At 67.9% G+C, this 21,846-nt stretch carries 28 protein-coding genes; 10 read left to right on the top strand and 18 right to left on the bottom strand.

What is annotated here, in order from left to right; translation table 11 throughout:
* The first annotated feature begins 15 nt into the window (after positions 1-15).
* The 6 genes from AB0N03_RS28685 (at position 16) to AB0N03_RS28710 (ending at position 4,758) form a co-directional block, all read left to right on the top strand.
* Complete coding sequence (locus AB0N03_RS28685) at positions 16-765, top strand: hypothetical protein (RefSeq protein WP_364377813.1); 750 nt, start codon at positions 16-18, stop codon at positions 763-765.
* Positions 743-2,206: a radical SAM protein gene (locus AB0N03_RS28690; RefSeq protein WP_364377815.1), complete on the top strand. Its 1,464-nt coding sequence runs from the start codon at positions 743-745 to the stop codon at positions 2,204-2,206. The genes AB0N03_RS28685 and AB0N03_RS28690 overlap by 23 nt, the downstream gene beginning before the upstream one ends.
* Positions 2,203-2,844 carry a dTMP kinase gene (gene tmk / locus AB0N03_RS28695; RefSeq protein ID WP_364377817.1) on the top strand — a complete coding sequence of 214 codons (642 nt, stop codon included), beginning with the start codon at positions 2,203-2,205 and terminating at the stop codon, positions 2,842-2,844. Before AB0N03_RS28690 ends, tmk begins: the two co-directional genes overlap by 4 nt.
* Positions 2,845-2,916: 72 nt before the next feature.
* Positions 2,917-3,378, top strand: coding sequence for an NUDIX domain-containing protein (locus tag AB0N03_RS28700; protein WP_364377819.1), 462 nt, complete (start codon positions 2,917-2,919; stop codon positions 3,376-3,378).
* 242 nt (positions 3,379-3,620) lie between these two features.
* On the top strand, positions 3,621-4,175 hold the full coding sequence (locus AB0N03_RS28705; protein WP_364377821.1) for a hypothetical protein: 555 nt from the start codon (positions 3,621-3,623) through the stop codon (positions 4,173-4,175).
* Positions 4,126-4,758: a hypothetical protein gene (locus tag AB0N03_RS28710; RefSeq protein WP_364377823.1), complete on the top strand. Its 633-nt coding sequence runs from the start codon at positions 4,126-4,128 to the stop codon at positions 4,756-4,758. Before AB0N03_RS28705 ends, AB0N03_RS28710 begins: the two co-directional genes overlap by 50 nt.
* Positions 4,759-4,764: 6 nt before the next feature.
* Here the strand turns inward: AB0N03_RS28710 and AB0N03_RS28715 are convergent, their stop codons facing one another.
* The 11 genes from AB0N03_RS28715 to AB0N03_RS28765 form a co-directional block, all read right to left on the bottom strand.
* Complete coding sequence (locus tag AB0N03_RS28715; RefSeq protein WP_364377824.1) at positions 4,765-5,604, bottom strand: M15 family metallopeptidase; 840 nt, start codon at positions 5,602-5,604, stop codon at positions 4,765-4,767.
* A gap of 3 nt (positions 5,605-5,607) precedes the next feature.
* Positions 5,608-6,003: a hypothetical protein gene (locus tag AB0N03_RS28720; RefSeq protein ID WP_364377826.1), complete on the bottom strand. Its 396-nt coding sequence runs from the start codon at positions 6,001-6,003 to the stop codon at positions 5,608-5,610.
* A 69-nt stretch (positions 6,004-6,072) separates the two neighbouring features.
* Positions 6,073-6,822: a hypothetical protein gene (locus tag AB0N03_RS28725; RefSeq protein ID WP_364377828.1), complete on the bottom strand. Its 750-nt coding sequence runs from the start codon at positions 6,820-6,822 to the stop codon at positions 6,073-6,075.
* Positions 6,822-7,952, bottom strand: a complete 1,131-nt coding sequence (locus AB0N03_RS28730; protein WP_364377830.1) for a hypothetical protein — start codon at positions 7,950-7,952, stop codon at positions 6,822-6,824. Before AB0N03_RS28730 ends, AB0N03_RS28725 begins: the two co-directional genes overlap by 1 nt.
* Positions 7,952-9,151, bottom strand: coding sequence for a hypothetical protein (locus AB0N03_RS28735; protein WP_364377832.1), 1,200 nt, complete (start codon positions 9,149-9,151; stop codon positions 7,952-7,954). Before AB0N03_RS28735 ends, AB0N03_RS28730 begins: the two co-directional genes overlap by 1 nt.
* A gap of 15 nt (positions 9,152-9,166) precedes the next feature.
* Positions 9,167-10,051 carry a hypothetical protein gene (locus AB0N03_RS28740; protein ID WP_364377834.1) on the bottom strand — a complete coding sequence of 295 codons (885 nt, stop codon included), beginning with the start codon at positions 10,049-10,051 and terminating at the stop codon, positions 9,167-9,169.
* On the bottom strand, positions 10,051-12,447 hold the full coding sequence (locus AB0N03_RS28745) for a hypothetical protein (RefSeq protein ID WP_364377836.1): 2,397 nt from the start codon (positions 12,445-12,447) through the stop codon (positions 10,051-10,053). Before AB0N03_RS28745 ends, AB0N03_RS28740 begins: the two co-directional genes overlap by 1 nt.
* Positions 12,448-12,687: 240 nt before the next feature.
* Entirely contained in the window at positions 12,688-13,233 is a 546-nt protein-coding gene (locus AB0N03_RS28750) for a hypothetical protein (RefSeq protein ID WP_364377838.1), read from the bottom strand.
* Positions 13,233-13,661 (bottom strand): hypothetical protein, encoded by a 429-nt coding sequence (locus tag AB0N03_RS28755; RefSeq protein WP_364377839.1) that lies wholly within the window; start codon positions 13,659-13,661, stop codon positions 13,233-13,235. The genes AB0N03_RS28750 and AB0N03_RS28755 overlap by 1 nt, the downstream gene beginning before the upstream one ends.
* Positions 13,662-14,301: 640 nt before the next feature.
* Complete coding sequence (locus AB0N03_RS28760; protein ID WP_364377841.1) at positions 14,302-14,730, bottom strand: minor capsid protein; 429 nt, start codon at positions 14,728-14,730, stop codon at positions 14,302-14,304.
* Complete coding sequence (locus AB0N03_RS28765) at positions 14,727-15,071, bottom strand: hypothetical protein (protein ID WP_364377843.1); 345 nt, start codon at positions 15,069-15,071, stop codon at positions 14,727-14,729. The genes AB0N03_RS28760 and AB0N03_RS28765 overlap by 4 nt, the downstream gene beginning before the upstream one ends.
* Before the next feature lie 124 nt (positions 15,072-15,195).
* On the opposite strand from AB0N03_RS28765, the gene AB0N03_RS28770 reads away from it, so the two are divergent.
* Complete coding sequence (locus AB0N03_RS28770) at positions 15,196-15,432, top strand: hypothetical protein (protein WP_364377845.1); 237 nt, start codon at positions 15,196-15,198, stop codon at positions 15,430-15,432.
* On the opposite strand, the gene AB0N03_RS28775 is transcribed toward AB0N03_RS28770, so the two are convergent.
* Together AB0N03_RS28775 and AB0N03_RS28780 are read right to left on the bottom strand one after the other, a co-directional pair.
* The gene (locus AB0N03_RS28775; RefSeq protein WP_364377847.1) at positions 15,425-15,754 is read right to left on the bottom strand and encodes a hypothetical protein; all 330 of its coding nucleotides are present in this window, start codon (positions 15,752-15,754) and stop codon (positions 15,425-15,427) included. The two genes, AB0N03_RS28770 and AB0N03_RS28775, sit on opposite strands and share 8 nt — an antisense overlap.
* A complete protein-coding gene (locus AB0N03_RS28780; RefSeq protein WP_364377849.1) occupies positions 15,745-16,170 on the bottom strand; it encodes a hypothetical protein in 426 nt (141 codons plus the stop codon). Before AB0N03_RS28780 ends, AB0N03_RS28775 begins: the two co-directional genes overlap by 10 nt.
* Before the next feature lie 40 nt (positions 16,171-16,210).
* Between AB0N03_RS28780 and AB0N03_RS28785 the strand changes: the two genes are divergently transcribed.
* Positions 16,211-16,852, top strand: a complete 642-nt coding sequence (locus tag AB0N03_RS28785; protein ID WP_364377851.1) for a hypothetical protein — start codon at positions 16,211-16,213, stop codon at positions 16,850-16,852.
* Positions 16,853-16,897: 45 nt separating this feature from the next.
* On the opposite strand, the gene AB0N03_RS28790 is transcribed toward AB0N03_RS28785, so the two are convergent.
* From AB0N03_RS28790 to AB0N03_RS28800, 3 genes are read right to left on the bottom strand one after another with little or no spacing between them, the layout of a single operon-like run.
* Complete coding sequence (locus AB0N03_RS28790; RefSeq protein WP_364377853.1) at positions 16,898-17,182, bottom strand: hypothetical protein; 285 nt, start codon at positions 17,180-17,182, stop codon at positions 16,898-16,900.
* Positions 17,182-18,186: a major capsid protein gene (locus tag AB0N03_RS28795; RefSeq protein WP_364377855.1), complete on the bottom strand. Its 1,005-nt coding sequence runs from the start codon at positions 18,184-18,186 to the stop codon at positions 17,182-17,184. Before AB0N03_RS28795 ends, AB0N03_RS28790 begins: the two co-directional genes overlap by 1 nt.
* Before the next feature lie 18 nt (positions 18,187-18,204).
* Positions 18,205-18,864, bottom strand: a complete 660-nt coding sequence (locus AB0N03_RS28800) for a hypothetical protein (RefSeq protein ID WP_364377857.1) — start codon at positions 18,862-18,864, stop codon at positions 18,205-18,207.
* Positions 18,865-18,998: 134 nt separating this feature from the next.
* Here AB0N03_RS28800 and AB0N03_RS28805 point away from each other — a divergent pair, with 134 nt between their 5' ends.
* Both AB0N03_RS28805 and AB0N03_RS28810 read left to right on the top strand, forming a co-directional pair.
* Complete coding sequence (locus AB0N03_RS28805; protein ID WP_364377858.1) at positions 18,999-19,220, top strand: hypothetical protein; 222 nt, start codon at positions 18,999-19,001, stop codon at positions 19,218-19,220.
* Positions 19,217-19,525 (top strand): hypothetical protein, encoded by a 309-nt coding sequence (locus AB0N03_RS28810; RefSeq protein ID WP_364377859.1) that lies wholly within the window; start codon positions 19,217-19,219, stop codon positions 19,523-19,525. The genes AB0N03_RS28805 and AB0N03_RS28810 overlap by 4 nt, the downstream gene beginning before the upstream one ends.
* Here the strand turns inward: AB0N03_RS28810 and AB0N03_RS28815 are convergent.
* Both AB0N03_RS28815 and AB0N03_RS28820 read right to left on the bottom strand, forming a co-directional pair.
* Positions 19,522-19,782: a hypothetical protein gene (locus tag AB0N03_RS28815; RefSeq protein ID WP_364377861.1), complete on the bottom strand. Its 261-nt coding sequence runs from the start codon at positions 19,780-19,782 to the stop codon at positions 19,522-19,524. The genes AB0N03_RS28810 and AB0N03_RS28815 overlap by 4 nt on opposite strands.
* On the bottom strand, positions 19,770-21,839 hold the full coding sequence (locus AB0N03_RS28820) for a phage minor capsid protein (RefSeq protein WP_364377863.1): 2,070 nt from the start codon (positions 21,837-21,839) through the stop codon (positions 19,770-19,772). The genes AB0N03_RS28815 and AB0N03_RS28820 overlap by 13 nt, the downstream gene beginning before the upstream one ends.
* Positions 21,840-21,846 lie beyond the last annotated feature (7 nt).

Here is a 21,846-nt window from a genome sequence, read left to right on the forward strand (position 1 = left end):
GGGTGCGCTCGGCGTGTGCTGCGGTCGGCCGGCTCGGTGTGGTCGGTGATCTGTACGCCGGCGAGTACCGGCGGGCACCTGGTCGACGTTGTCCGGCTTGCTGGCGACACCGACGTCGCGCCGGTCATCGACACGATCGACCCGCAGTCTCTGGTAGGCGATACGGTCGTGTGCGACCCGTTGCGGGCCGACGGCCCGGTCGCGCGCGTGCGGACTTCCGACGTGTGGGAAGCGCTTGGCCTGGCGGTTACCCGACAGGTCATCAAGGCGGCGACCGCGCGCGAGAACTACCGCCGGTTCTGCGAAGCCTACGGCGAGCGGTACGACACCGCGGCCGGCCCGGCGTGGTTGTTCCCCTCGCCCGAGACCGTGCTCGCCTTGTCCGACGACGAGTTCGACGTGCTGCGGATGAAGTTCTTCCGCGGCGGTTTGCGGTCGGCCGCCGAGGCGAGCCTCAAGTCGGCGGATGGCTGGGCCGGCATGACGGGCGAGCAGCTCGTCGCCGCGGTGCAGAGCGTGCGTCGCATCGGCCCGTGGACGGCCGGCGCCACGGTCGCCGACGTCACCAACGACTACAGCCTCTATCCCTTCGCCGACCTCGCGGTGCGCACCTGGGCGGGCAAGCTCGCCCCTTCGGTCTCCTGGCCGAAACTCGAACCTGAGTTCGGGCGGTTGTGGCAAGCGATGGCCGGCGCGCAGTTGTCCGAGTGGACGCTGCTCACCCTCGCTTGGGGAGTTCGACATGCAACCGGAGTTGCTCTCTGACCTGATCGCCGGTGCCGACCGGACACGCGACATCGACGCCCTGTTCGTCAACGCGCCGTTGCGCGACTACGACGAGCGCCCGCGGGTGAACGACTTCACGCTGCCGGTGCTCGGCATGGCCTATATCGCCACCTACGCGGCCGCTCAGGGATTCAACGTCGGAGTGCTCGACGCCGAGGCGCACGGGCTCGGCGTCGAGCAGACTGCCCGGTTGGTGAACGCGGCCGCGCCGCGGTGGGTCGGGTTCAACCTGCTGGCCCCGACGTACGAAATCAGCGCCCGGATCGCCGAGAGGCTCGACCGCGACGTCATGGTCATGCTCGGCGGGCACCAGGCGAAAGCCATGCCGGCCGAAATCCTGTGCGACCAGCGGATGAGCCAGTGCGAAGCCCTGGTGATCGGTGAGGGCGAGACGCGGGTCGCTGCCCTGCTCGACGACCACCGACGGCGGACCGAGCTGCCCGGGGTGATGTGGCTCGACCCGATCATGCGCACCCCGGTCACGGGCGGGATTGGGTCCAAGAACGGGCACCACCTCGCGCCGGACATCAACGGGTTGCCGTTCGTCGACCGCGGCTACCTGGCGCAGGACCCGCACCACGACGGCGCCCGGCTCGAGGCGAACATGGTCGGCGCCCGCGGCTGCCCCTACGACTGCTCGTTCTGCGGCGCCGCGGTCTCGGCGAACCCCGATATCACCATCCGCACGCGGGAACCGCACAACATCCTCGACGAGATGGACCAACTTCGCGGCACGGGCGTGAACGCCTTCCGGTTCGTCGATGACCTGTTCCTCGGCGTGCCGCGCGTCATCAAGACGATGACGGCCGCGTTCACCACCAACCACGTCGGCGACTGGGCGAAGTGGGACGCCACCGGGCGAATCAACGTGCTGAACCGGACGAGCGACGACATGCTCGACACCCTTGTCGCGAACGGCCTGCGTGAGGTCGCGCTCGGCGTCGAGTCCGGCAACGCGCGGATGCTCGAGCGGATAGACAAGCGCATCACCCCGGACATGGCGCGGTCGGTAGTGCGCCGGCTCGCCGAGCGGGGGATCAACGTCAAGGGGTATTTCATCCTCGGGTTTCCGACCGAGACGTGCGCCGAGATCGACGACACCGTGCGGCTCGTGCACGACCTGTGGGACATCACCGACAACCAGCCGGGCCGGTTCCGTGCCTCGGCCTTCGAGTACCGCCCGTACCCGGGTACGCCCGACTGGGGCGAGCTGATGAAGTCCGGCAAGTACACCGCCGAGCAACTGCTCAACTACAGCGCCGTGGACCTCACCTCCGGCGGCGTCGACGAGTCGATGCGGGAGCGTGACGAGTTCAATTTCTCCGTCAACATCCAGTTGAGCGAGGCGCCGATCGACTACGTCCGGCGCAACTTGGTTAAGGTCACCCGCGCGCAGTTCGACCGGAAGGCGGCCGCGTGAGGCGATGGAACCGCGGGCTGTTCGTAACCATCGACGGGCCTGCCGGCGTCGGCAAGACCACGACAACCCGACTGCTGCGCGAGTACCTCGGCAAGCGCGGGTACCAGGTGTACGCCACGACTCAGCCGTCGCACGGGGTGCTCGGCGACACCGCTCGGCACAACACCGACACCTACCGCGGGTACACGCTCGCCTGTTTGGTCGCCGCCGACCGGTATCACCACCTCGAGCAGGAGGTGCGACCACAACTTGCCGCAGGGTCCATCGTCGTCTGCGACCGCTACGTCGCCTCGTCCTACGTGCTGCAATGCATGGACGGCGTGCCGCTGCCGTTCGTCGAGGCGATCAACTTGGCGGCCGACGTGCCGGACCTCGCCGTCATCTTGCAGGCGCCGCCGGAGGTGACGGCAGCGCGGGTCGCCGGTCGCGGCGCACACGACCGGTTTCACACCGGCGAGGAGAGCAGCCGGCGAGAAAGCGAGCTGTACGAACAGGCCGCGGAACGGCTCGCGCGACGGCGGTTTCCCGTGCTTGCCGTGGACACCTCCGGTGCTTCACCGGTGAAGATCGCTGCCTACCTCGCGGACCGAATCGCCGAGTTGGTGGAGGGTCCCGCTGCCGAAGTGGCATCGGCGTAGCCTGCCTGCGAGCCCGCCGGCGCGGGCGGGCTCGCAGGTTCAGCACCCGCCACCCCGTGAGGATCTCACCGGATGCCCAACGGCCAGCACACCATCATTGACGTGCACGTTCTGCTTGTTCGCGGCGACGAGCTGCTACTCATCCAGCGACGCGGCACCTACGGCGGCGGCATGTGGCACCTCCCATCCGGCAAGCTCGACGCCGGCGAGTCGCTGCCGGCCGGCGCGGCGCGCGAGGCCGCGGAAGAGGTCGGCGTGCTCATCGATCCGGCCGACCTGCGGCACGCGCACACCGTGCACGTCGCGGGGTCCGGGCCGGTGCCGCGGCTAGGCGTGTTCTTCGAGGCTCGCCGTTGGTCCGGTGAGCCGTACAACCGCGAGCCTGACAAATGCTCGGCTGTCGGGTGGTTCCCGCTCGACAGTCTGCCTGACGACGTGATCCCGTACCCGCTAGCTGGCATCCGTGCCTACCTCGATGGGGTGTCATTTGCTCTGCTGGGCTGGACGAACCAGCAACAGTCAGCTATCGCATAGTTGCGCTTCGATTGATGCGGCATCGCACTGCCGCGGCCTCTCTCGACAACGTTGTCGCATGTGCCGGTGTCCGGGACTGTCGGTGTCTGCGCTTACTGTTGGTGGCATCTGTCCGACCATGCGGTCAACCTGCAAGTGACACGAGGCGCCCGAGCATGACGTTATTCTTTAGGTACTGGGCCAAAGAGGTCCACGTGGTACGCCACGCTCGCGGCGGTCGGAGCCGGGAGTGGACGGTCCACATGCAGCTCTTTCCTGATTATGGGGTTATCGAGGCGGGAACGGATGTCGTAGTCGGCGACGAAATCTATGACACGACAGCAATCTTGGGTCGCCGCAAGCCCGCGCAGGTCGTTGCTGATGTTGACTGGTACCAGCAGGCAAAACGAAAACTTGGTGTCATCACATGGGCTGGTCAATCGCGCTCGCGAAGGGCGCAGGAAGAGGGCGACATGCGTCTCGACTTAGACCGGCACGGCGCACTTCTTATGGACTGGCTTTACGAACACTCAACAGGGAAGCCTGAGTCCTTTGATGTTCGGGAGTTCACGGAATCTCAAGACTTGCCTGAAGGCAGCGCGCGGTTGCTTGCTCAACATCTTGAGGCGCGTGGCTTGCTGAAGGCAATTCTCACGCTGGGTGGCTATGTGGGCGCGATAATTACGCCCGAAGGGTATGCATTCGCTCAGAGGTCGGCTGTTGTGCGAAACGATCATATTCAGCGGTTTAGGGCCTTGCGTAATAGCCATGCTTTCATGGCTCTATCAGCAGGAAGTTGCCGGTGCTCCCCCTGTTGACTGGAGCGACTTTCTCGCAAGCGCTGACAACCACTACTTTGGGTCTCGCTTCGCTGATAGCGAGGTGGCGCCCGCCATCAGCGACTTGGCGGAGCGGAATCTCGTCACTGGAATGTCGGCCGATCAGCTTGGTCCAGCTGCGGTAAAGCCACGGCTGACTGCTGAGGGTCGTGACTGTGTTATTGAATATGGAGGAGACGTGTCGGAATACCTTAATCGTCATGGCGCGTCGCATGGGACAAATGTAACGATGAATCATGTAACTGGAAATACCGTCATTGGAAACGAGAATATTGTTAATAATCAAGCTTCGGGTATTGATGTAGCTAAGCTTGTCGACTTTGCGGACTTTGTTCGTCAAGTTCTGCCGACACTTGGTCTGCCGGAAGATGAACGCGCTGAGTTGGGGCGCCAGGCGGATGAACTGAGCGAGGTGACCACGGCCAACGAGAGCGATCGGGGCCGGTGGCGTCGGTTGATCGATGCCGTGATGGCAGGAGTTACGAAGGCCGCGCCGGGCGTGGTCACCTCGACAGCAATTGCGATGGGCAATGAAGCGGTGAAGGCGATTAGTGGTGGCTGATCGTGGTTATTTCTCCTTCTGCGGGAACGAGTAGCCAAGGCGCCCGTTCGTGGCGTCGCCCTTGGCATTGCGGGCGCGGTAGCGCAGACCGATCCCGTTGATTCCGTCCGGCACCTGCCAAGCGAGACGCTGCCGGTCGGCGAGCCGGCCGGCGGTCGGGTTGCCGCCGATCAGCCCGACCAAGTTCAGTCCGCCGCCGACGGTGGCGATCTCGTACTCGACCTCGCCCCACGCGGCGAAGATCGTGAACCAGCCGTCGGCGATGACGGCCGAGTTCGACTTGCTCTCGAACGGCAACGCGACGTAGTTCCAGTCCGCGGAGTACGGCAGGGACAGGGGAATTGCGCTCATCTCGACCTCTTTCGGTGGTGTCGGGTTGACGGGTGCGCTGGCCGCCAGGTGGCCGGCGACGGTGGCGACACGCGCATACGGCGCGTTGATCTCGAAATGCATCTCGTCGACGCGGCCGGAGTAGTCGCCGCCCCAGCGCACGACGTTGTCGACCTCGGCGAGAATCCGGTGGATCTCGGCGCGCTGCGCCGCCGAGAAGGTGTTGCGTACGCCCATCGGGTGCCGGGTGGCGTTGAAGTCGACCGCGGTCGCCGACGCGTGGTTCGAGGTGCTCGTGCTGCCTCGAATCGGACGGTTCGCGTACCCCCAGTCGTCGAATTCGCCGCGGCTTGAGCGCAGGTCGATGTCCTCGACGCGCTTGTCGAACTGGCTCGCGACGTACATCAGGACGTCGCCGGCGGGTCCGTCGGCGACGGTGAGCCGGACCGAACTGCCCGGGATCGTGCGTGCTCGGCGGGCCGGATCGACCGGCCAGCCGTTCTGTGAAACGGCCATGATTCACCCCGTTTTCTCGTGTGGGTTGGGTTTCGTGGGATCGGTGCCGTCGGCGACGGCGTTCTCGACGCGGTCGATCGCGTCGCGCAGACTGGCGCCCGAGTTGGGCCGCAGTTCGTGCTCGACCCGCTCGACCCGCTCGACCAGGCCGCGCACGTCCTTGCCGGTGGCAACGCCGGCGGTCTCGATTGCGGCTATGCGCTCGATCACGCCGGGTCGAGCTGGGGCGCCATTGCGTTCGGGTTCGCCGAACCAGTCGTCGGCGAAGTGGCCGAGGCGGCGCAGGCCGCGTGCGGCGCCGTGTACGGCTGTCCACACCCGGCGGATGACGAGGTACACGGCGACGGCGACACCCGCCGTCCCGGCGATGTCGAGCACGCCGAGATCGGCGAGGTTCACGGGCAATTCCTTGCTGTATTAGGGCATGACGGAATGGCCGCGTGTTGCGGCTGCGGGCAGTGAGGCGGGCTACATCAGGTAGCAGCCGAGGACCTGGCAGGCGATCGCGCCGGCACCGGAAGCAGACACGGTGAGGGTGACCTTGATCCAGTCTTGGCCGGTGAACTGGCTGACGTCGAAACGGCCGACGCGAGAGGTCGCCGGTCCGGTCCCGCCATTCCACGTTCCGACCGTCGTGTCGTTGAAATTCAGGCGGTACGTCGTGCTCGGCGTGGCCACTGCTGCACCCCAGACGCCTTCGACCGTGACCCACGGGTGTGAGATGGACGCGCGGCCTTCCCACATGACCGTTTCACCGGCGAGCCGGTTGGTATCGATGCTCATGTAGGAGAAGCGGAAACCGAGCGCCGGATCGTCTTCGTAGCTGTGGCTCTGAAACTTCGCGTAGAGCGGAAGAGGAATCCACGGGCGGGCGAGGCCGACGCCTACCTCGGCGTTGTCGGACACGATGATGCGGCCGGTTGAGTCGGTCATCGCCCAGAAGTCGCGGCCGAACTGAGCCGACCCTGCGGTGTACATGAGCGTTGCGCCGCCTTCTCGGCGGAGTACGAACCGTTGTTTGCCCTCGGCGTCGGGACCGATATAGAGGATTTCGACGCCGTCGGAGTCGGTCACCTTGATGTAGCTGTCGTCCACGAGGGTCAGGCCGCCGCGGGCGATCACGGCCGAGGACAAGCCGACTTTCTTGCGTACGGCGGCGAGTTCGCGTTCAAGGGCGATGACGCGGTCGATGATGTTGGAAGGCTGGTTGACCTGCATTAGGCGGCGTCCTCAATTAGCGGGCTCATGGTGATGGTGACGGTTTCGACGGACTCGCCGGGCGCGTACTGCGCGTCGACGATCCGCATTGCGGTGTCCAGCCCGCGGCGCATGAATTCGTCTCGGATGACGACGCGGACGTCGTCGCCGGTGTCCCACTCCCCGACGTAGGGGGCGGTGTCGCCGCGGACGGTGAGCGTCGGGAGCACGACGGGCAGTCGGGCGACGAGCTGGTCGGCGTCGGCGTGGCCTTGCAAGGTGTCGGGGTCGTTCACGCTCGAGTAGCCCTGTTCGGACTCGAGCAGCGGCCAGTGCGCCGGATACTTCGCGGTGTCCTCGGCGACGGCGATCGGGGTTCCCTCGGCCACGCCGTCGCCGGCGGCGAACATGCGGGTAGCCATCCGCGTAGCGTCGGAGGGCCACACGTAGGTGAGGATGTTGCCGCCGGTCTCCCACACGTGGACGGTGCCGGTCTGGCCGAGCCGCGGGGTGCCTACGCGCATGGTTCGGCGGACGCGGCCGCCGGTGCCCGGGGCGATGCCGAACATGATGTCGGGGCCGTCGATGACGCTCGAGAGCTGGCGCAGGGCCTCGCCGGTGTCGGCCAATGCGTGCCCGGGGTACTCGCGGTCGCGGTAGATGAACGATTGCGAGTCGTCGACCTCGACGCGGATGTCGCCGCCGGCGTGCGACTGCGTGAGCTGGACCAGGCGCCGCGCGATGTCGTTTTGCTCCGTGTCGTTGTACCGGGTGGTGAGGGTGGCGACTTTGTCGACGGCGACGGTGTCGGGCAGGAGCGGCAACACCTTGCGGTGGTCGAAGTAGCTCCACCAGTCGGCGCCTTGGATGTCGACGGCGCCGGTGCTGCTGTCGTATTTGCGGGTCCAGATGAGCCCGCCCCACATCGGTCGGTCGTCGCGCAGGACGTACAGCGCGCGTCGGGCCGGCATGGTCAGCTCGTACGGATCACGCCGGCGGGTGGCCGGGTGGCGGGACAGGTTCCACGTGCCGGAGAACTTGCCGGCGTCGTTCAACGGCTTGTTGTACTTGACGCCGGACAGCGGCAACTCGTCGAGCACGCGGCCGCTGCGAAGGTCGGCGACAAGGTAGGTGTACGTCGGAAGCGCCATCACGGCCCCCGCCACACCGCGGCGAACCCGCTGATGAGGTCGCCGGCCGATTCCTTGGTGACCGCGCTCGCGGCGCCCGAGTAGCCGTAGCACCGGAATGTGGCGCCCTTATCGAGCCACCTCGAGGTGGAGGCCGAGACGTTGTTGCCGCCGCCGGCGGTGCTGTCCTTCGCCCACAGGTTCCCTGCAGACGAGCCGCCGATCATGGCGTACTTGTCAGTGTTGCTGATCCCGTAGCGCAGGTTCAGTGACAGGTCCCACCAGCCGGGTTCGCCGACGGTGAACACCCCGCCGGCGAGGCTGATGCCGACCGGGGGTCGGTTGATCTGCGGGAACGTGAGCAGGGTCGGTGAGTTCGAGGTCGGCTGGTTGGTGGTGATCGTCCAGTCGCCGCCCGGGGTCGCCCCGCTGAGCAGTGCGGCGTACAGCCACTTCTCGCCGTTCCAGCGGTAGAGCCCACCGGTGCCGGAGAGCACGACGAGCTGCCCGGGGTACGGGTCGGTGATGTCGGCCAGGGCGACCGCGGTCACCTGTCCGCGCACGCGCCACGCGGCGCCGTCGTAGACCTCGGTCCATCCCTTGTCGATGCGGTAGACCGACTGCCCGGGGTACGCGGCGAGCGCGTTGCGTTCGGCGACGCTGCCGACGGGCAGCAGGCCGCCGAGGGCGACCGTCCACCCGGGCGGTAGCTGGTCGATCATGGTGTCGGTGATCTTGTTCGCGCCGGCGGTCACCCGGATGCGGCCGAGGGTGAACCAGTCGCGGGAGCCGTCGACGACGGGGTCGCTCGGTGTGGCCGACGCGGAACCGCGTACGAGCCGAACCTCGAACTTGGTCGCGGTGTCGAGGTAGAACTCGTCGGACTGCTGGGCGACTACCAGGTCGTAGCGGTCGTTCGCCGGGTCGGCCGGGACGGCGAGCACGTCGAGGGTCTTCGGGCTGTCTAGCGATACCAGGTACGAGCCGATGCCGCGGGAAGCGCGGATGCTGCCCTGGAAGGGCTCGACCACGATCGAGCCGTTTGCCGTGCCGGCCGCGTGCACTCGCCCCGGGGTTGCCGGGCCGGGCCGGATGCCGTCGCGAGCGGTGACGGCGTTCGGGCCGGGCACGAGCAGCGCGGACACCGCGACCCGGGCGTCTTCGGTGGTGATGAGCGGGCGAGCGTCGGACCCGACGGCCCACGAATTGCGCTCGGGCATGAGGAAACCTCCGTCTCACATGGCGGTGTTGTGCACGGTCACCGATAGTCGAGAGTCGGAACTCGGTGCGGCAGAAGCGAAAACGGCCTGTATCTCTCGGCCGGGCGGGAAGCTGAACCAGCCGCGGGTGAACAGGCGATCGGACGCCGAGACGTTGCTGCCGACGAACAACACGGTCCGGGCGAGCGTGTCGACCTCGACGACTTGGCCGGCGGGGATGATCCAGTCCGGATCGAACTCGAGTGCCTGCCCGGTGTCGCGCCGGGTGATCGAGGGGCCGCGGACCGGGCCGGCGATCCGCCAGAGCGGCCACGCCTCGGCCGTGCCGGTGTTCTTCCACGTGATGACTCCGCCGCGGGCCGAGGCGCCGAACGGCATCGGGAACCGAACGGGGAAGCCGAGCCCGCCGGCGTCGACGGCGCCGAGCATCGTCGAGGCGGTGTAGCCGGGCAGCTCGAGCAACCGCGGATCGGTGGCGACCCACTGCACGGCGCCGGCGACGTAGCCGGCGTCGTAGGCGAGCCCGGTCGGCACCGACCGGCGCGTGCACCGGGCGAGCGCTTGCCAGGTCCGGCCGGCGAGCCGGATCACGAGCGGTTCCTCGTCGGGATTCTCCGTCGGCGTGGTGACCGCGCGCAGCAGCTCGACGGCTTCCGCGTACTGCTCGCGCGTGGCGCGCCGCGCCGAGATCACGAATGAGTAGGTGATCGTGCGCGACTGGGCGAGCAACTGCCCAGGGAACGCGCCGTGTTGTCTGGGCCGGTCGATGTCACCGCCGCGCATCTGCGGCAGGTCGAGCCAGCCCTCGAGGGCGCGCCACCCGTACGCCGTGCCGGCGCCGAGCAGGGTGCCGCGCCACTCGAGTTGTCCGTCGCGGGTGATCAGGTCCCCAGCAGCCACTACCCACCCCCGCGGCTCAACCAGTCCAGCTCGCCGGCGATGTCGGCCGGCGACTGCGCCGGCGTCGCGTGGAACTGGTCAATATGGACGGTGGGCCGGTTCCCGGTCGCTGCGTACGTGCCAGCCGCGCCACCGGTGCCCGTGCCGGGCGCGCCGGTGAGCGCGAGCGCCGGCGTAGTTAGGCCGGCTGCCATCGTGTCCGACACGCGCGTCGCGAGATCGGACGCCGAGCGCAGCGCGACGCCGGCCGCCTTGTCGATGCCGCCGGCCAGGCCGGCCGGAATCCACCGGCCGATTCCGGCGAACACAGTCGATGGCGAGTTGATGCCGAGAATGTCCTTCGCCCAACCGGGCAGCAGGCCGCCGAAGAAACCGAGCACCTTGTTTTTTAGCCATCCCGCCGCATTCTGAATCCCGTTCCACAAACCGGTGAGCAAATCGCGTCCAGCGTTCAGCAGTAGCGACCCGAAATTGCCGAGCCCGTCGAGTACGCGAGCCGGCAAGCCGCGTAGCCAGTTGACCAGCTCGGCCGCCTTGCCTATCGCGGCCTTCGCCAGATCGCCGAACCAGGCGGCCACCTTTCCCGGCAGGGAGCCGAGCCACGCGACCGCGTCAAGGACCCAGTTCACCGCCGTGCGGACGCCGGCCACGATGGTGTCCCAGTGCTTGATGATCAGGCCAGGCAGCGACCAGTTCAAGAACAGATTGACGATGAAGTCGACCGCGCCAGAAATAAAATTTCCGATCCAGTCGAGAGCGGCGCCAATCGCGTTCTTGATCGTGTCCCAATTTGAGATGATCAGCACCGCGAGAAGTGCAACGGCCGTTGCGATCAGGATAAACGGGTTGGTTATCATCGCGACGCGCAAGGCGTTGAAAATCGTCGTCGCGGCGCGGAAGGCGGTTGAGAGGCCGCCGACAAGGGTCGTGAGCGGGCCGGCGGCCGCGGCGACGGTGCCGAACCCGATCGCCAGCGGGCCGAGCCAGGTCATGTTGTCGGACAGGAATCCGGCCAGCATTGCCAGCAGGGGGCCAGCGACCTGGAGCGCCGCGGCGAGCACAGTGCCGATTTGCCCGGCCAACGTGGCGAGCCCCGGGGCGAGCGCGACGACGGTCGGCTCGAGGGACTCGACGGCCGAGGCCAGTCCGCCGGCCAAGCTCTGCGCGACCGCGGCGACCACGGGCGCGAGTGCGGCGAGCACGCTGCCCAGCGGGGCGACCGCGGGTGCCAGGGAAGCAAGCGCCTCACCGATCTGCGGGCCGAGAAGTGCGATTGCCGGGCCGACATCGGACGCGAGAACGCGACCGATCTCGGCGAGCACGGGGGCCAAGCCGCGGCCGGCGGCGGCGATACCGCCGAAGATCTGCTGTAGCAGGGTGGCGCCCTGCGCGGAGTTGAGGAAGTCGCGCACGGCGCCGGTGGCCTGCAACAACACGTCGAGCGTCGACGTGCCGTTCGCCGACATCGCCGAGAAGACGGCCGAGATGATGCCGCCGACGTTGCCGGCGAGCTGGCCGAGCTGCTGTAGCGCATTGAGCCCGTTGCGCATCCACGCCTCGAGCTGCCCAGACTCGCGCGCCGCGGAGATGAACGCGGCGAACCGTTCGGCCGCCGATCCCGCGCCCGTGGTCAAGTCGGCGAACACAGTCGACCCGACCGTCGCGACGTCGCGGAACACCTGCGCGAGTGGCTGTGTGACCTCGGCCAGGTTCGACACCGCGGTCGACGAGTTGTCGAAGATCGTCGCGACGTCGCGCCCGGTCCGTGCTTCCCTTAGGAACGCGGCCAGTCCGGCGGCGCCGACGCCGAAGCTCGAGGCGACGTCGGTCATGCCGCGCTTGAGAATCGGCAGGTACTGCGCGCCGAGCTGGCGCACCACCGAGCCCATCTCGGAGAACAGCTCTTGCTGTACCGAGCGCTTGACCGCGTCCCACGCCGGCGCCAGTGCGCGCACGGCGTTCGCCGTGTCGCGTGCCGCGGGGGCGAGTTTCGCGGTGGCTTCGGCGAACTTCGCCGGATCGTCGATCGCCTTCAAGGCTTCGCCGAACCCGGACAACCCAACCTTGAGCGAGGCCAGTGCGGCGCCGCCGGCGACCGCGGCACCGGGCAGGATCAGCAGCGCGCCGGATGCTGTGACGATGCCGCCGCCGAGCGCGCCGAGAGCACCCCCGGCGAGGTTGGCGGCACCGGCGAGAGCACCGATCTTGAGTGCACTTGCGCCCGCGGAGAGCGCCATGTCGCGCGCGGACTTGCCCGCGCGTACGAGCGCGTTGTCGTAGACGTCGGTGTCCCGGGCCGCGGCGGCGAACCGGGCGCGGGCCTGCGCGAGCTTGCCGGCGACGCCCTTGTCGTCGATGCGGAGGTAACCGACAAGCTCGCCGATGGTGAGCGCCACGGGACCACCCCCGCCCGCTGCTCGGTCACGGGCGGGCGGCTCTGGCGGTCCAGAGGTGTTAACGCGTTAGCGCGTTAACACCTCTGTTAACGCGCTAACCGGGCTCCGGGTAGATGGCGCGGCGTAGCCGACTGGCGTCGGTGGAGAACAAGCCGGCGATACGGATGCGCAGCCAGCGCCACGAGCGGGCGCGCAGCAGGCCGGGCGCCTCGAGGTCGAGCCCGTAGACCTCGTGCAGGTCTAGCTCGACGAGCGACCAGCGCGCGAAGATGTCCGACCAGCGCGGACCGTCGCCGGCGCCGCCTTCCGTGTCCGGCTCGTACCACTCCCGGATGCCCGTTGCGGGGTCGATCGGGCCGCCGCGCGACGGCTCGCCCGATTCCCCGCCGAGGCTTCCGGGCGGCCGCCGGCGTTCCAGTACGCCTCGGCGGCCTCCGGACTCTGCGTGTGGTGCAGGAACGCCGTCATGCCGGCCACCTTGAACCGCGGCCAGGCGACGCCGTCGGCGAGCATCTCGTCGTAGGCCGTGCCGAGCGACTTGCGGTACATGTCGATTTCCTGCGCATCGGACAGCAGCTCGCCGCCCGGCTCGGGCACCGACAGCTCGCCGGCGTCGGGGTTGTCCTCGTGCGCCTTGACGGCGGCCGCTACGCCGAACATCCAGTCGTGAAGCCGCTGCAAGCGCAGACCGGTCTCGGCGTCGACCGGCGGTACGGCGTAGACCTTGCCGCCGATGGGCAGCTCGAGCCCGCAGTCAAGCAGCTCGTCGAGATCCCGATACGCCATCACTTGACCCCGCTCGTCGTCGCGGCCGCTGCGGTGCCGCCGGCGGGAGGCGTGGTCACAGGGTTGGCGATGTCGAGTGGCTCGCCCTGGCCCAGCAGCGTGAAGTTGAACGGCTCGAGGTCGGTTGTCTCGCCGCCCTTGGTGAACTCGGACACCTGCGCGTGTCCCTCGGACGCGTCCGGCGAGCCGTCCCGGCGGTACCACCGCACATGCACGTCGGCTGAAAACCCGACCTTGCGCGCGGCTTTGCGGATGAACTCCTGTCCGGGGTCGGGGGTGTAGGTGCTTGCGCTGGTGTCCCGCTTGCGCTTGCCCTCGGCCTCGATCTTCCATTTCCGCTGCGTGATGACGTCGGCACCCCATCCGGGGGCGTCGTTGGTCGAGTCGTCTTCGGTGTTGTCGTCGCTGGACTCCGAGAAACTGGACAAGCCGCGTACTGGGGTCCAAAGGGGGGCGCTCGCGCTGGCCGTTGAAGTATCGACCTCAAGAGTCCAATCACTCGCGAGCATCGAACGTAAGTTCACAGTTACTCTCCATATTCGGATGATCCCAGGTCTATTCGCATCTGGTCGACAAGTTTCCTTCTGAAATCGACTAGTTGCGAATCGCACGCCGCAACGTCGTCTTCCTGTATCGCCCGCACTGCGGAAAGGAGAACCTCGTGTCGAAATTTATGGCATAATTCTTGTACGGCCTTGCTTCCTGTAATCTGCAAGGCGAGACTCAGATGATGTATATCGCCTTGCGTAGCTAGGTAAGATAGCTGGCTTCCGTCGTGTAGGCCGTGAAGCTCTAATCCGGCAGTCTCGCGGAAGCGAAGTATTAGCTTTTCGACTGCAAGTACGAAATCGACGTAGTCCTTTTTTACGTCGTTTCGCCAAGAAATAGATCGATCCCTTTGGCTTCGCTGTATCTCTTGCGCTTCGTCTAGCTTCCATTTCTTTCGGTCTCGTGCGGAGGTAATGAGTTGTCCGGCAATCACTCCTCCGATTCCCAGTATGGCCACGATGATTGGTACCCATATTGAGACTTGAATGTTCTGCATCAACAAAGCGTAGCCGAGGTTAGTTACTGGCGGTAGCGTGTGGGTTGGTGGGCCTTAATCTGGTAGATGGCTGTGTGCACGTGGCGGCCGTTTTGGTCGATACCACTGGGATTCGAGGTCTCGCGGGTGATCAGATGGACGCCGAGCCCGAGCTGCTGCTCTCCGGCGCCAGCGAGCACGTCGAACGCAGCGTCGACGAGTTCGAACAGGTCGCGCGGGTCTTGGCCGGCGGAGCGAAACCGGATACGCAGGCCGTACTCGGCGTCGGCGTCGGTGTCGTGGGTGAGTGGGTAGAGCAGCAGGGCTACCGCGCGCGGCGGTTCGGCTGGCAAGCCGCCGAACACGATGCCGGTCTCGGCGGCCGTGTAGCCGGCGTCGGGCCGGTAGGTTCCGACGCCGGCCGCGGCCAGGTGGCGGGCGATCAGGTCGCCCAGCTCGGCGACGAACCTCATGAGCGGGTCGCCTTCCGGATCTGTGCGGCGATGATCTGCCGGGCGACGTCGCCCTCGTCGTCGAGCGCGGTCTCGAGGTACTTCGCCTGGCCGTCCTCGTGGTGCCAGGTCTCCTCTTCGTGTTGGGGCACGGCGTACTCGGTGTCGAACGAGACGGCACCGGTGAGCCCGTCGGTGGTCGCCGTGCCGGTGTTCCGGAGTGCGCCCGTATCCTTCGGCGCGCGGTTCACGGCGACGCTGCGGACGTGCTCGGCGGCGAGCTTGACGCCCTTCTCGGCGCCGTGGGTGAAGTCCTCGAGGACATGATCGCCCTTCCAGTGAAACTCGGTCTTGAGCCGCACGGTGAGCCTCCTCGTCGTTGTTGCCGGTCAGGCGCCGGTGTAATAGTCCGAACTTGTGTTCGATGATGGTCGGGGTAAGGCGCCGGGGTCGCGGTACTTCCGCGGGCTGTGTCCGCACCGGCCCGTGTGGGTTGACCTGGGCAAGGTCTATCCGCTCGGCCCGCCTCGAGCGGTCATCCCGGACGGACTCGATCTACAGGCGATCGTGCCGGGTGAGCTGGCGATGTGGCACGCGACGACCACCGGTCATTGGGTGGGTTGGGTGCGGTTCAAGATCCACGACGGCCACGGCGGCGCGCCTGCCGGGCAGTGGGTACCGGGCGACGCCATCGAGCCGGGGCGCGAAGGCACCACTAGGTGAGGGTGACCTCGAGGTGCGCCGGCGCGCTGGGATGGTCGAAGGTGCTCGAGGTGATGACGGTCGCCGTGCGCTCGGCCAGCGTCCCGGGCCACACGGTGACCTCCGAGCCAGCCGGTATCGCGGCGCCGGGTTGAGTGATCACGGTCGTTTCGCTGATGGTCTCGGCACCGTCGGTCGCGCGAACCCTGCGCCGGCGGTCCTCGACGTACGCGCGTCGGACGGTGAACGGCCGGCCGAAGGTCGGCCCGTACGCGCCACTGCCGGTGTAGGGCTGGACAGTCACGGTGTGCGGGAGCAGGAACGCGGGCATGGTTAGCGCCACCGGGCGACCTCCTGCTCGACCGGGCCGTCGCCGAGCAGGCCGGCCGCGGTGAGTATCTGCATGGCCTCGGGCGAGAGCCGCGCGACCTGTGCGCCGCCGGGTGTGCCGGCGGCCGCGGTGGTCGCCCGGGTAAGGGTCACGGACCCGACGGCGGCGGAGGTGAACCGGGTGGCCGCGCCGGAGTCGTCGCCGGTGTCTTCCCACCACGCGACGGTGGCGCACGTGGCGTCGCGCACCGCGGCGCGCACGTTCGGGTCGCTCGGGTAGCCGGCCGCGTCGGTGACGTAGACCGCGGTCACGAGCAGCCAGTCGACGAGCTGCGACGCGCGGGCGAGCTGTCGGGTAATGCCTTCGGGTGGTGTGGTGACGTCCAGCCAATTCGCGTAATCCTCAGCCGTCGCATAGACACGCGGCATCACACCTCCCGGAGGCTTACTATGGGGCTTACCATGCGGTATGTCGATTGCCTTAGGCGCGCTCCCGGACTGGTTTTCGGGCGTCGGTGCCACCGGAGCGCTTGTTATCGCCAGCCTGGCCGCAAAAGCGGCCTTCGGGCAAGTTCAGCATATGCGCGATCAAATCGCTCACGCGCAAGAGGTTGAAGAAAAGTCCCGCCAGCGGGATCGGCGGAGTCAGGCAAGTCAGGTTGCGGTATGGATTGAGTCGGTTGAAGGCCAACTCCATGTCCTTTTTAGCAATACCAGCGGGTTGCCGATCTACCGCGTGTCGTTTACGGCTAAACTGGGTTGGTCTGATGAGAGAATCTATGCTGAATACTCAGTATTGGGGCCAACTGTCGAGCCTAGGCGCCTTGCGAAAGTCGAAAAAAGCATTGAGGGCAAGTTCAGTGGAGATCTCGAAAAGATCGTGTCTGGATCTGATGCGAGAGGTAACCCTACTGAGTATGTCTATAAGATTCGCGCTGGCTCCGAGCTGTCGAAGCTTGGAGAGATGTGGGCAGACGTTGCCGCCGACTATGCTCGGATAGGTATTGCATTCAAGGATGCGTCTGAAACACCTTGGGCAAGGCATGCTTACGGGGAGCTTACCGAGCACGGAATGCCGGGCGCCGCGGTCGGCGCTCTGGAAAATGACTAGTGGGGAAGCCGCGGCCGGCACCCGGTCGGGTACCGACCGCGGTGGTTACTTCGCCGGCGTGCGGCGGCTAGTGCGCTTGGTCCCGTCGGGCTCGGTCGGCGCGGAATCGACCGGTGGCTCGTCGACGGGTGCGGTGTCGCCCGTTAGGCCGTCGACCAGCGGCTCTTCGGGCCCGACGTCGTCCTCGACTGGCGTCACGGTGTAGCCCTGACGTTGGAAGTAGGCGACGGCGTTCTCGTCGTCGGTCTCGCCGCGGCCGGCGGTGAACCGGACGCCGGCGACCGTGCCGGCGTACTCGGCGACGGGAGTTTCGATGATGTGTCGTGGCATCACTGCACCTTGATGTTGCGGAAGACGGCGGCGGACTTCGTGGCCTTGAGCGCGACGGCGACCGGGCCGAGCTCGACCTCGCCCTTCTTGACGGCGCCGGCGACGGTGAAGTCGGGCAGCCAGCTCTCGACGAGCTGCGTGCCGACGGTCGCGACGCCGTGGAAGCCGTCGAGCCCCACGCGGTAGGCGTAGAGGTCGGTGAGCCCTGTCGCCGCGGTGCCGCCAACGGTCCGGTTGAGAATCGGCACGATCGGGTTGTTCGTGCCGGCCTTGGCACCCGCGTCGACGAGCAGCACCCCGCCGTAGGTCTCGCGGACCACCGGCCGGCCGTTGACGCCGATCAGCCCCTCGACCGGGTCGCGGGTGTACATGCTCGCGCGGCGCGCGGCCGCCCGGACCCGGGCGAGCGACTTCGCGTTGCCGATGACCACCGACGGCGCGCCGTCGAGCAGGGAGAGGAATTCGTCGATGGCGTCGAGGGCCTTGTGCTCGGCGCGAGCGTTGGTGTCGAAGTCTGTCCAGTCGGTGACCTGGCCAGCGCGGAACTCGGTGGTGGAGCCGACGAGTGCCTTGTCGAGCCCGTCGAATCCGTTGGTGTCGACGGCGGTGTCGCCGTTGATCACCGCGTCCTGAAACCGGGTGTTCGCGGCCTTGATCTTCTGCGACATGTTCAGCGACACCGCGGCGGACGCGGCCGGGCCGACCTTTGCGATAACCCGGTCGACCTCGAACGCACCACCGAGCACGGCCAGGTTGACCGAGAACGGTGCGGTGGTGACGCTCTGCGGCGCGTACTCGGCGTTGAGCGCGCGGAAATCCGCGGTCGGCTGAGTGATCAGCCGGCGGTACCCGTAGGTGAGGGTCGCGCCGCCGCCGGAGGGGTTGACGACGTCGTCGAAGATCAGCGAGTCGAGGATCGCCGACTCCTTGCGGAACTCGTCGATCACTGCCGGGTCGTAGTCGGTCTGTGCGTTGTTCTTGGCCTCGGCCAAGGTCACGGGCATGGAACTCTCCTATGGGGCTTAGCTGCCGTAGTGGCGGGAAATGGCGTCCGTGAGCGACTTCGCGGCGGGCTTCTCGCCGGACCCGCCGGCGTGCTGCCCGCTGCTGCGCGGCGGCGCCTTGCCGGCGGCGCGCAACTTCGGGTTGTCGGTCACGGCCTTGGTGATCGCTGCGCCGACCTTGTCGGCGAAGTCGGCCGCGGTGGGGTCGAGCTGCTCGACCGCCGAGAGGAACGCGCGCGAATCGACCAGTGCGGCCGGGTCGGCGCCGAGCGGACCGGCGGACTTGAACACGGTCAGCTCGACCGCGGCGGCGCGGGCGCGCTGCTGCTCGGCCGTGACCTGCTCGGCGAGCTTGGCCGGGTCGGCCTTGTCGTCCTCGCCGGCGACCAGGCCGAGCGCCTTGCCGATGTCCTGCGCGAGCTGCTGCCGCGCCTCGTCGGCCGCCTTCGTCTTCGCGTTCGTGCGGTCCGCGGCGTTCTCGGTGCGCAGGTCGCGCACCATCTTCGCCAGCGTCGCCGGGTCCAGCGCGGCGAGTCCGTCCGTGGCCGCGCCCGAATCAGCCGGGGTCGGCGCGCTCGGCTGACCGGCCGCCTGCGGCTGCTCACCGGTGGCGGCCGGCTCGCCAGTTGTTCTGGATGGCTCGCCAGCGGGGCCGGCCGGGGTGATGGGTGCAGACACGGTTGCCTCCTGGGCGGTCGTGGGATTGGTGCTCGGCGCCTGGCCGAGAAAGAAACCTTGTCTCGATTATTGACAAGGTTTTCTACTGCCTCTAACATTGTCTCAAGTCGAGACAAGGTTTTGAGGGGGAAGAGATGGACGCGCTTTTTGAGGTCAAGCCGCTGCTCGAGGCAGAGGCCATGCGCAAGCACATCGCAGACCAGATTCCGGGGCAGGTCGACATCTGGGAGGCGTGCGCCGAGGTCGCTGCCGAACGCGCGGCCGCAGATTCGGCAACGTTCGCTTGGCCGGAACCTGTCGGCCCTATGACGCTCTACGTCCGCGACGAGCTGTTCGGCGGGATGGTGCTCTCGTGAGCACCGTTCGCTACCTCGGCGTAAGCGGTCTGGCCGAGCGTCTCGGCGTCACCCGGCACGCGGTCGACAAGTGGCTCAAGCGCTACCCCGCCGACTCGGCCCACCCGTTCCCCGCGCCAGACGTCGAAATCGACGGCGGCACCCCGGGTTGGCTGCCGGCTCGCGTGCCGGAGATCGAACAATGGCGAGCCGGAATGCCAGGGCGCGGCGCGGGTGGCGGTCGGCCTCCTGCATCGAAGGTTGACCCGGAAATGAAGGACTGGGAACGCGAGCTACTCGACGGCGGCCCGTCCGAACCGGCCTAGCTGGCGTCTCCGGCTGAACGCTCGCGCGCGTACGCCGCTTGTCCGTCTTGGTAGCCCTGGCGCCACACGCGCGCGAGTGCGAGCGGTCCACGCTCGACGTTCGCGAGGTGGGCACGCTCGGCCGGCGTCCGCGGCCCGAGCCACTCGGGCACGTGGGCGGGTGTGTACGGGTTCGGTGTAGGCGGCGCGAGCCCGTAGCCTGCCGCGTAGCCCCGGTCGCGGGCGGCGCGGACCTGCTCGGCGGTTATTGCAGCCACGACTCACCCCCGGTGCGGAACCGTTCGCCGTTGCCGCCGCCGAGCTGCTCGGCGACGAATTGGTCGAACGTGACCCTACCGTTTTCGTCCCACCACTGTTTCAGTTCGTCGGACGCCCACCGGCGGGCGTAGTTCTCGTTCTGGCGCCACAGGTTCCGCGGGTCGAGTCCGGAGCGCTGGCCCTCCGCGGTGAGTAGGACGCCGTTGGTCGCTGCCTCGGCGGCGAAGTAGTCGCGTTCGAGCCGGTCGGCGTAGGCGGCGCGCGCGAGTTCGTCGAACCCGCGGCCGCGGTAACCCTCGCGCCGAAGTCGGGCGATGGCGTCCTCGCGGCGCATCTTCTCGACGTCTTTGTCGAACACCTCGGCGTACGCCTGTTCGTATTCCAGTCCGGTCCCGACGAGCCGGTCGACCTCGGCCCACTTCTCGGCGTCCGGGTCGTCGGCGACCGCGTCGGCGTACTGCTGATCGGCTTCGCGCCTGTCCAGTTCGGCGAGGACCGCGGCGACTGCTTCCTCGTCGTCGCCGACATCGGCGAGCCGGTCGGCGAGCTGCTCGTCGGACAGCTCCCGCAGGTCGACGGGCGCGGCCGGCGGCGCGGCCCGCCGTTCGATCTCGTCGCGTACGGCCCGGTGCGTCCGCCCGACCTGACCGGTTTTGCCGAGCAACTCGGCGCGCTCGGCGAACACCCGGTCGGCGACGGCGAGTTCGTCGTCGCTCAGCTCGGCCGGCGTCCGCTGCTGCACGTTGAGCGCGTCGGCGATGGCGGTGTCGGCCGCGGCCTTCTCCGCGGCGAGCCGCTCGACCTCGCGCCGGCGGGCCTGTTCGGCGGCGATAGCGTCGAACCGGTTCTGCTCGGCGCTGCCCTCGGCGACCTGGTCGGCGAGCTGGTCACGCCGGCGCTCGGCGGCCCGCAGGTCGCCGTGTCCGAGGTTGACTTGCTCGCGGTAGCGCTTGCGGTTGAGCCCCGTCCGCTTCACGTGCTCGCGGATCTCGGCTTGCGTCTCGCGCACCCGACGCTCGGCGGCCTGGCGCTCGTCGTCGGTGAGCGCGGCCGCGGCCTTGCGCTTGTTCCGTCGCACCTTGCGCTCGAGCGCGCGCAGGCCTTCGCGGTGCTGCTCGGCCTTGGCGTCGTGCTCGCGGATCTCGTCGAGCTTGGTCACCCCGGGCAGGTACGGCACAAACTGATGCCGACAGTTCGGGTGCATGAGCCCCTCGAGCCGCGCCTGCTCGACGGTGGCGGCGACGTCGACGGTGACCGTCTCGTCGGTGAGGGTGTGCTCGACCTGGCGCTCGCCGGCCGGGCCGGACAGCGCCAACACCCGCCCTTCCCAGCGGGTACAGAGCCGGCAGGCGTGGCGCGAGCGGGTGATCGTGACCAGCTCGACGCCGGCGGAGGCCATGCGGGCGAGGTGCCCGTCGTTCCAGGCACGCCCGGTCGCGGTGCGCACGGCCATCTCGACGTAGCTTGCGAGATTCCAGTTGCGGCCGGCGCGGTCAACGAACCCGGTCACGCCTAGGGCGGCGAGCCGGTCCCACGCGGCGCGTTGCGTCGAGTGGATCGTGCCGGTACCGAGCAACTGGTCAGGCGCCGCGGCGGCTACGGCGGTTCGGTAGGCGTCCTGCTGCCAGCGCAGGACGCGGAGCGGCAGCGCATCGAGCCGGCTGGTGAGGTCCGCGGCGAGGATGGCGGCCGCCTGCATTCCGGGCACTACGCCGGCGAGCTGCTCGAGCTGCTCGGACGACAGCGCGCCGAGTTCGGCGAGCTGCGCGAGCCCCTGCTCGGCGCCGGCCTGCCACGCGGCGAACACGGAATCGGCGGCCGCCTGGCCTGCCTGCCCGGTGACCTGGGTAGCGATCCGCTCGGCGGCGAGCCGAAGCTCGCGCGCCGCGGCGGCCTTCTGCGCCGCCCACTCGGGCACGTCTTGGCTGGCGCGCACCCGGCGGGCGATATCTCCGAGCAACCGCGCCTCGGCCTGGGTGTACAGGGCGAGGATGTCCGCGGCGAGCTGCTCGACGACGTCGGCCGGATCAACTCCGGATGGGGGGTCCCACGACATGGACCAC

Source organism: Amycolatopsis sp. NPDC051061 (assembly GCF_040682935.1).
Lineage (GTDB): Bacteria > Actinomycetota > Actinomycetes > Mycobacteriales > Pseudonocardiaceae > Amycolatopsis.

Excerpts from the sequence above, each read along its gene's own strand:
- AB0N03_RS28715 (WP_364377824.1), bottom strand. The coding sequence starts at position 5,604 with ATGGCCGTTTCACAGAACGGCTGGCCGGTCGATCCGGCCCGCCGAGCA.
- AB0N03_RS28780 (WP_364377849.1), bottom strand. The coding sequence starts at position 16,170 with ATGCCGCGTGTCTATGCGACGGCTGAGGATTACGCGAATTGGCTGGAC.
- AB0N03_RS28725 (WP_364377828.1), bottom strand. The coding sequence starts at position 6,822 with ATGCAGGTCAACCAGCCTTCCAACATCATCGACCGCGTCATCGCCCTT.
- AB0N03_RS28730 (WP_364377830.1), bottom strand. The coding sequence starts at position 7,952 with ATGGCGCTTCCGACGTACACCTACCTTGTCGCCGACCTTCGCAGCGGC.
- AB0N03_RS28795 (WP_364377855.1), bottom strand. The coding sequence starts at position 18,186 with ATGCCCGTGACCTTGGCCGAGGCCAAGAACAACGCACAGACCGACTAC.
- AB0N03_RS28805 (WP_364377858.1), top strand. The coding sequence starts at position 18,999 with ATGGACGCGCTTTTTGAGGTCAAGCCGCTGCTCGAGGCAGAGGCCATG.
- AB0N03_RS28790 (WP_364377853.1), bottom strand. The coding sequence starts at position 17,182 with ATGCCACGACACATCATCGAAACTCCCGTCGCCGAGTACGCCGGCACG.
- AB0N03_RS28820 (WP_364377863.1), bottom strand. The coding sequence starts at position 21,839 with ATGTCGTGGGACCCCCCATCCGGAGTTGATCCGGCCGACGTCGTCGAG.
- AB0N03_RS28705 (WP_364377821.1), top strand. The coding sequence starts at position 3,621 with ATGCAGCTCTTTCCTGATTATGGGGTTATCGAGGCGGGAACGGATGTC.
- AB0N03_RS28700 (WP_364377819.1), top strand. The coding sequence starts at position 2,917 with ATGCCCAACGGCCAGCACACCATCATTGACGTGCACGTTCTGCTTGTT.
- AB0N03_RS28690 (WP_364377815.1), top strand. The coding sequence starts at position 743 with ATGCAACCGGAGTTGCTCTCTGACCTGATCGCCGGTGCCGACCGGACA.
- AB0N03_RS28735 (WP_364377832.1), bottom strand. The coding sequence starts at position 9,151 with ATGCCCGAGCGCAATTCGTGGGCCGTCGGGTCCGACGCTCGCCCGCTC.
- AB0N03_RS28710 (WP_364377823.1), top strand. The coding sequence starts at position 4,126 with ATGCTTTCATGGCTCTATCAGCAGGAAGTTGCCGGTGCTCCCCCTGTT.
- AB0N03_RS28785 (WP_364377851.1), top strand. The coding sequence starts at position 16,211 with ATGTCGATTGCCTTAGGCGCGCTCCCGGACTGGTTTTCGGGCGTCGGT.
- AB0N03_RS28750 (WP_364377838.1), bottom strand. The coding sequence starts at position 13,233 with ATGGCGTATCGGGATCTCGACGAGCTGCTTGACTGCGGGCTCGAGCTG.
- AB0N03_RS28760 (WP_364377841.1), bottom strand. The coding sequence starts at position 14,730 with ATGAGGTTCGTCGCCGAGCTGGGCGACCTGATCGCCCGCCACCTGGCC.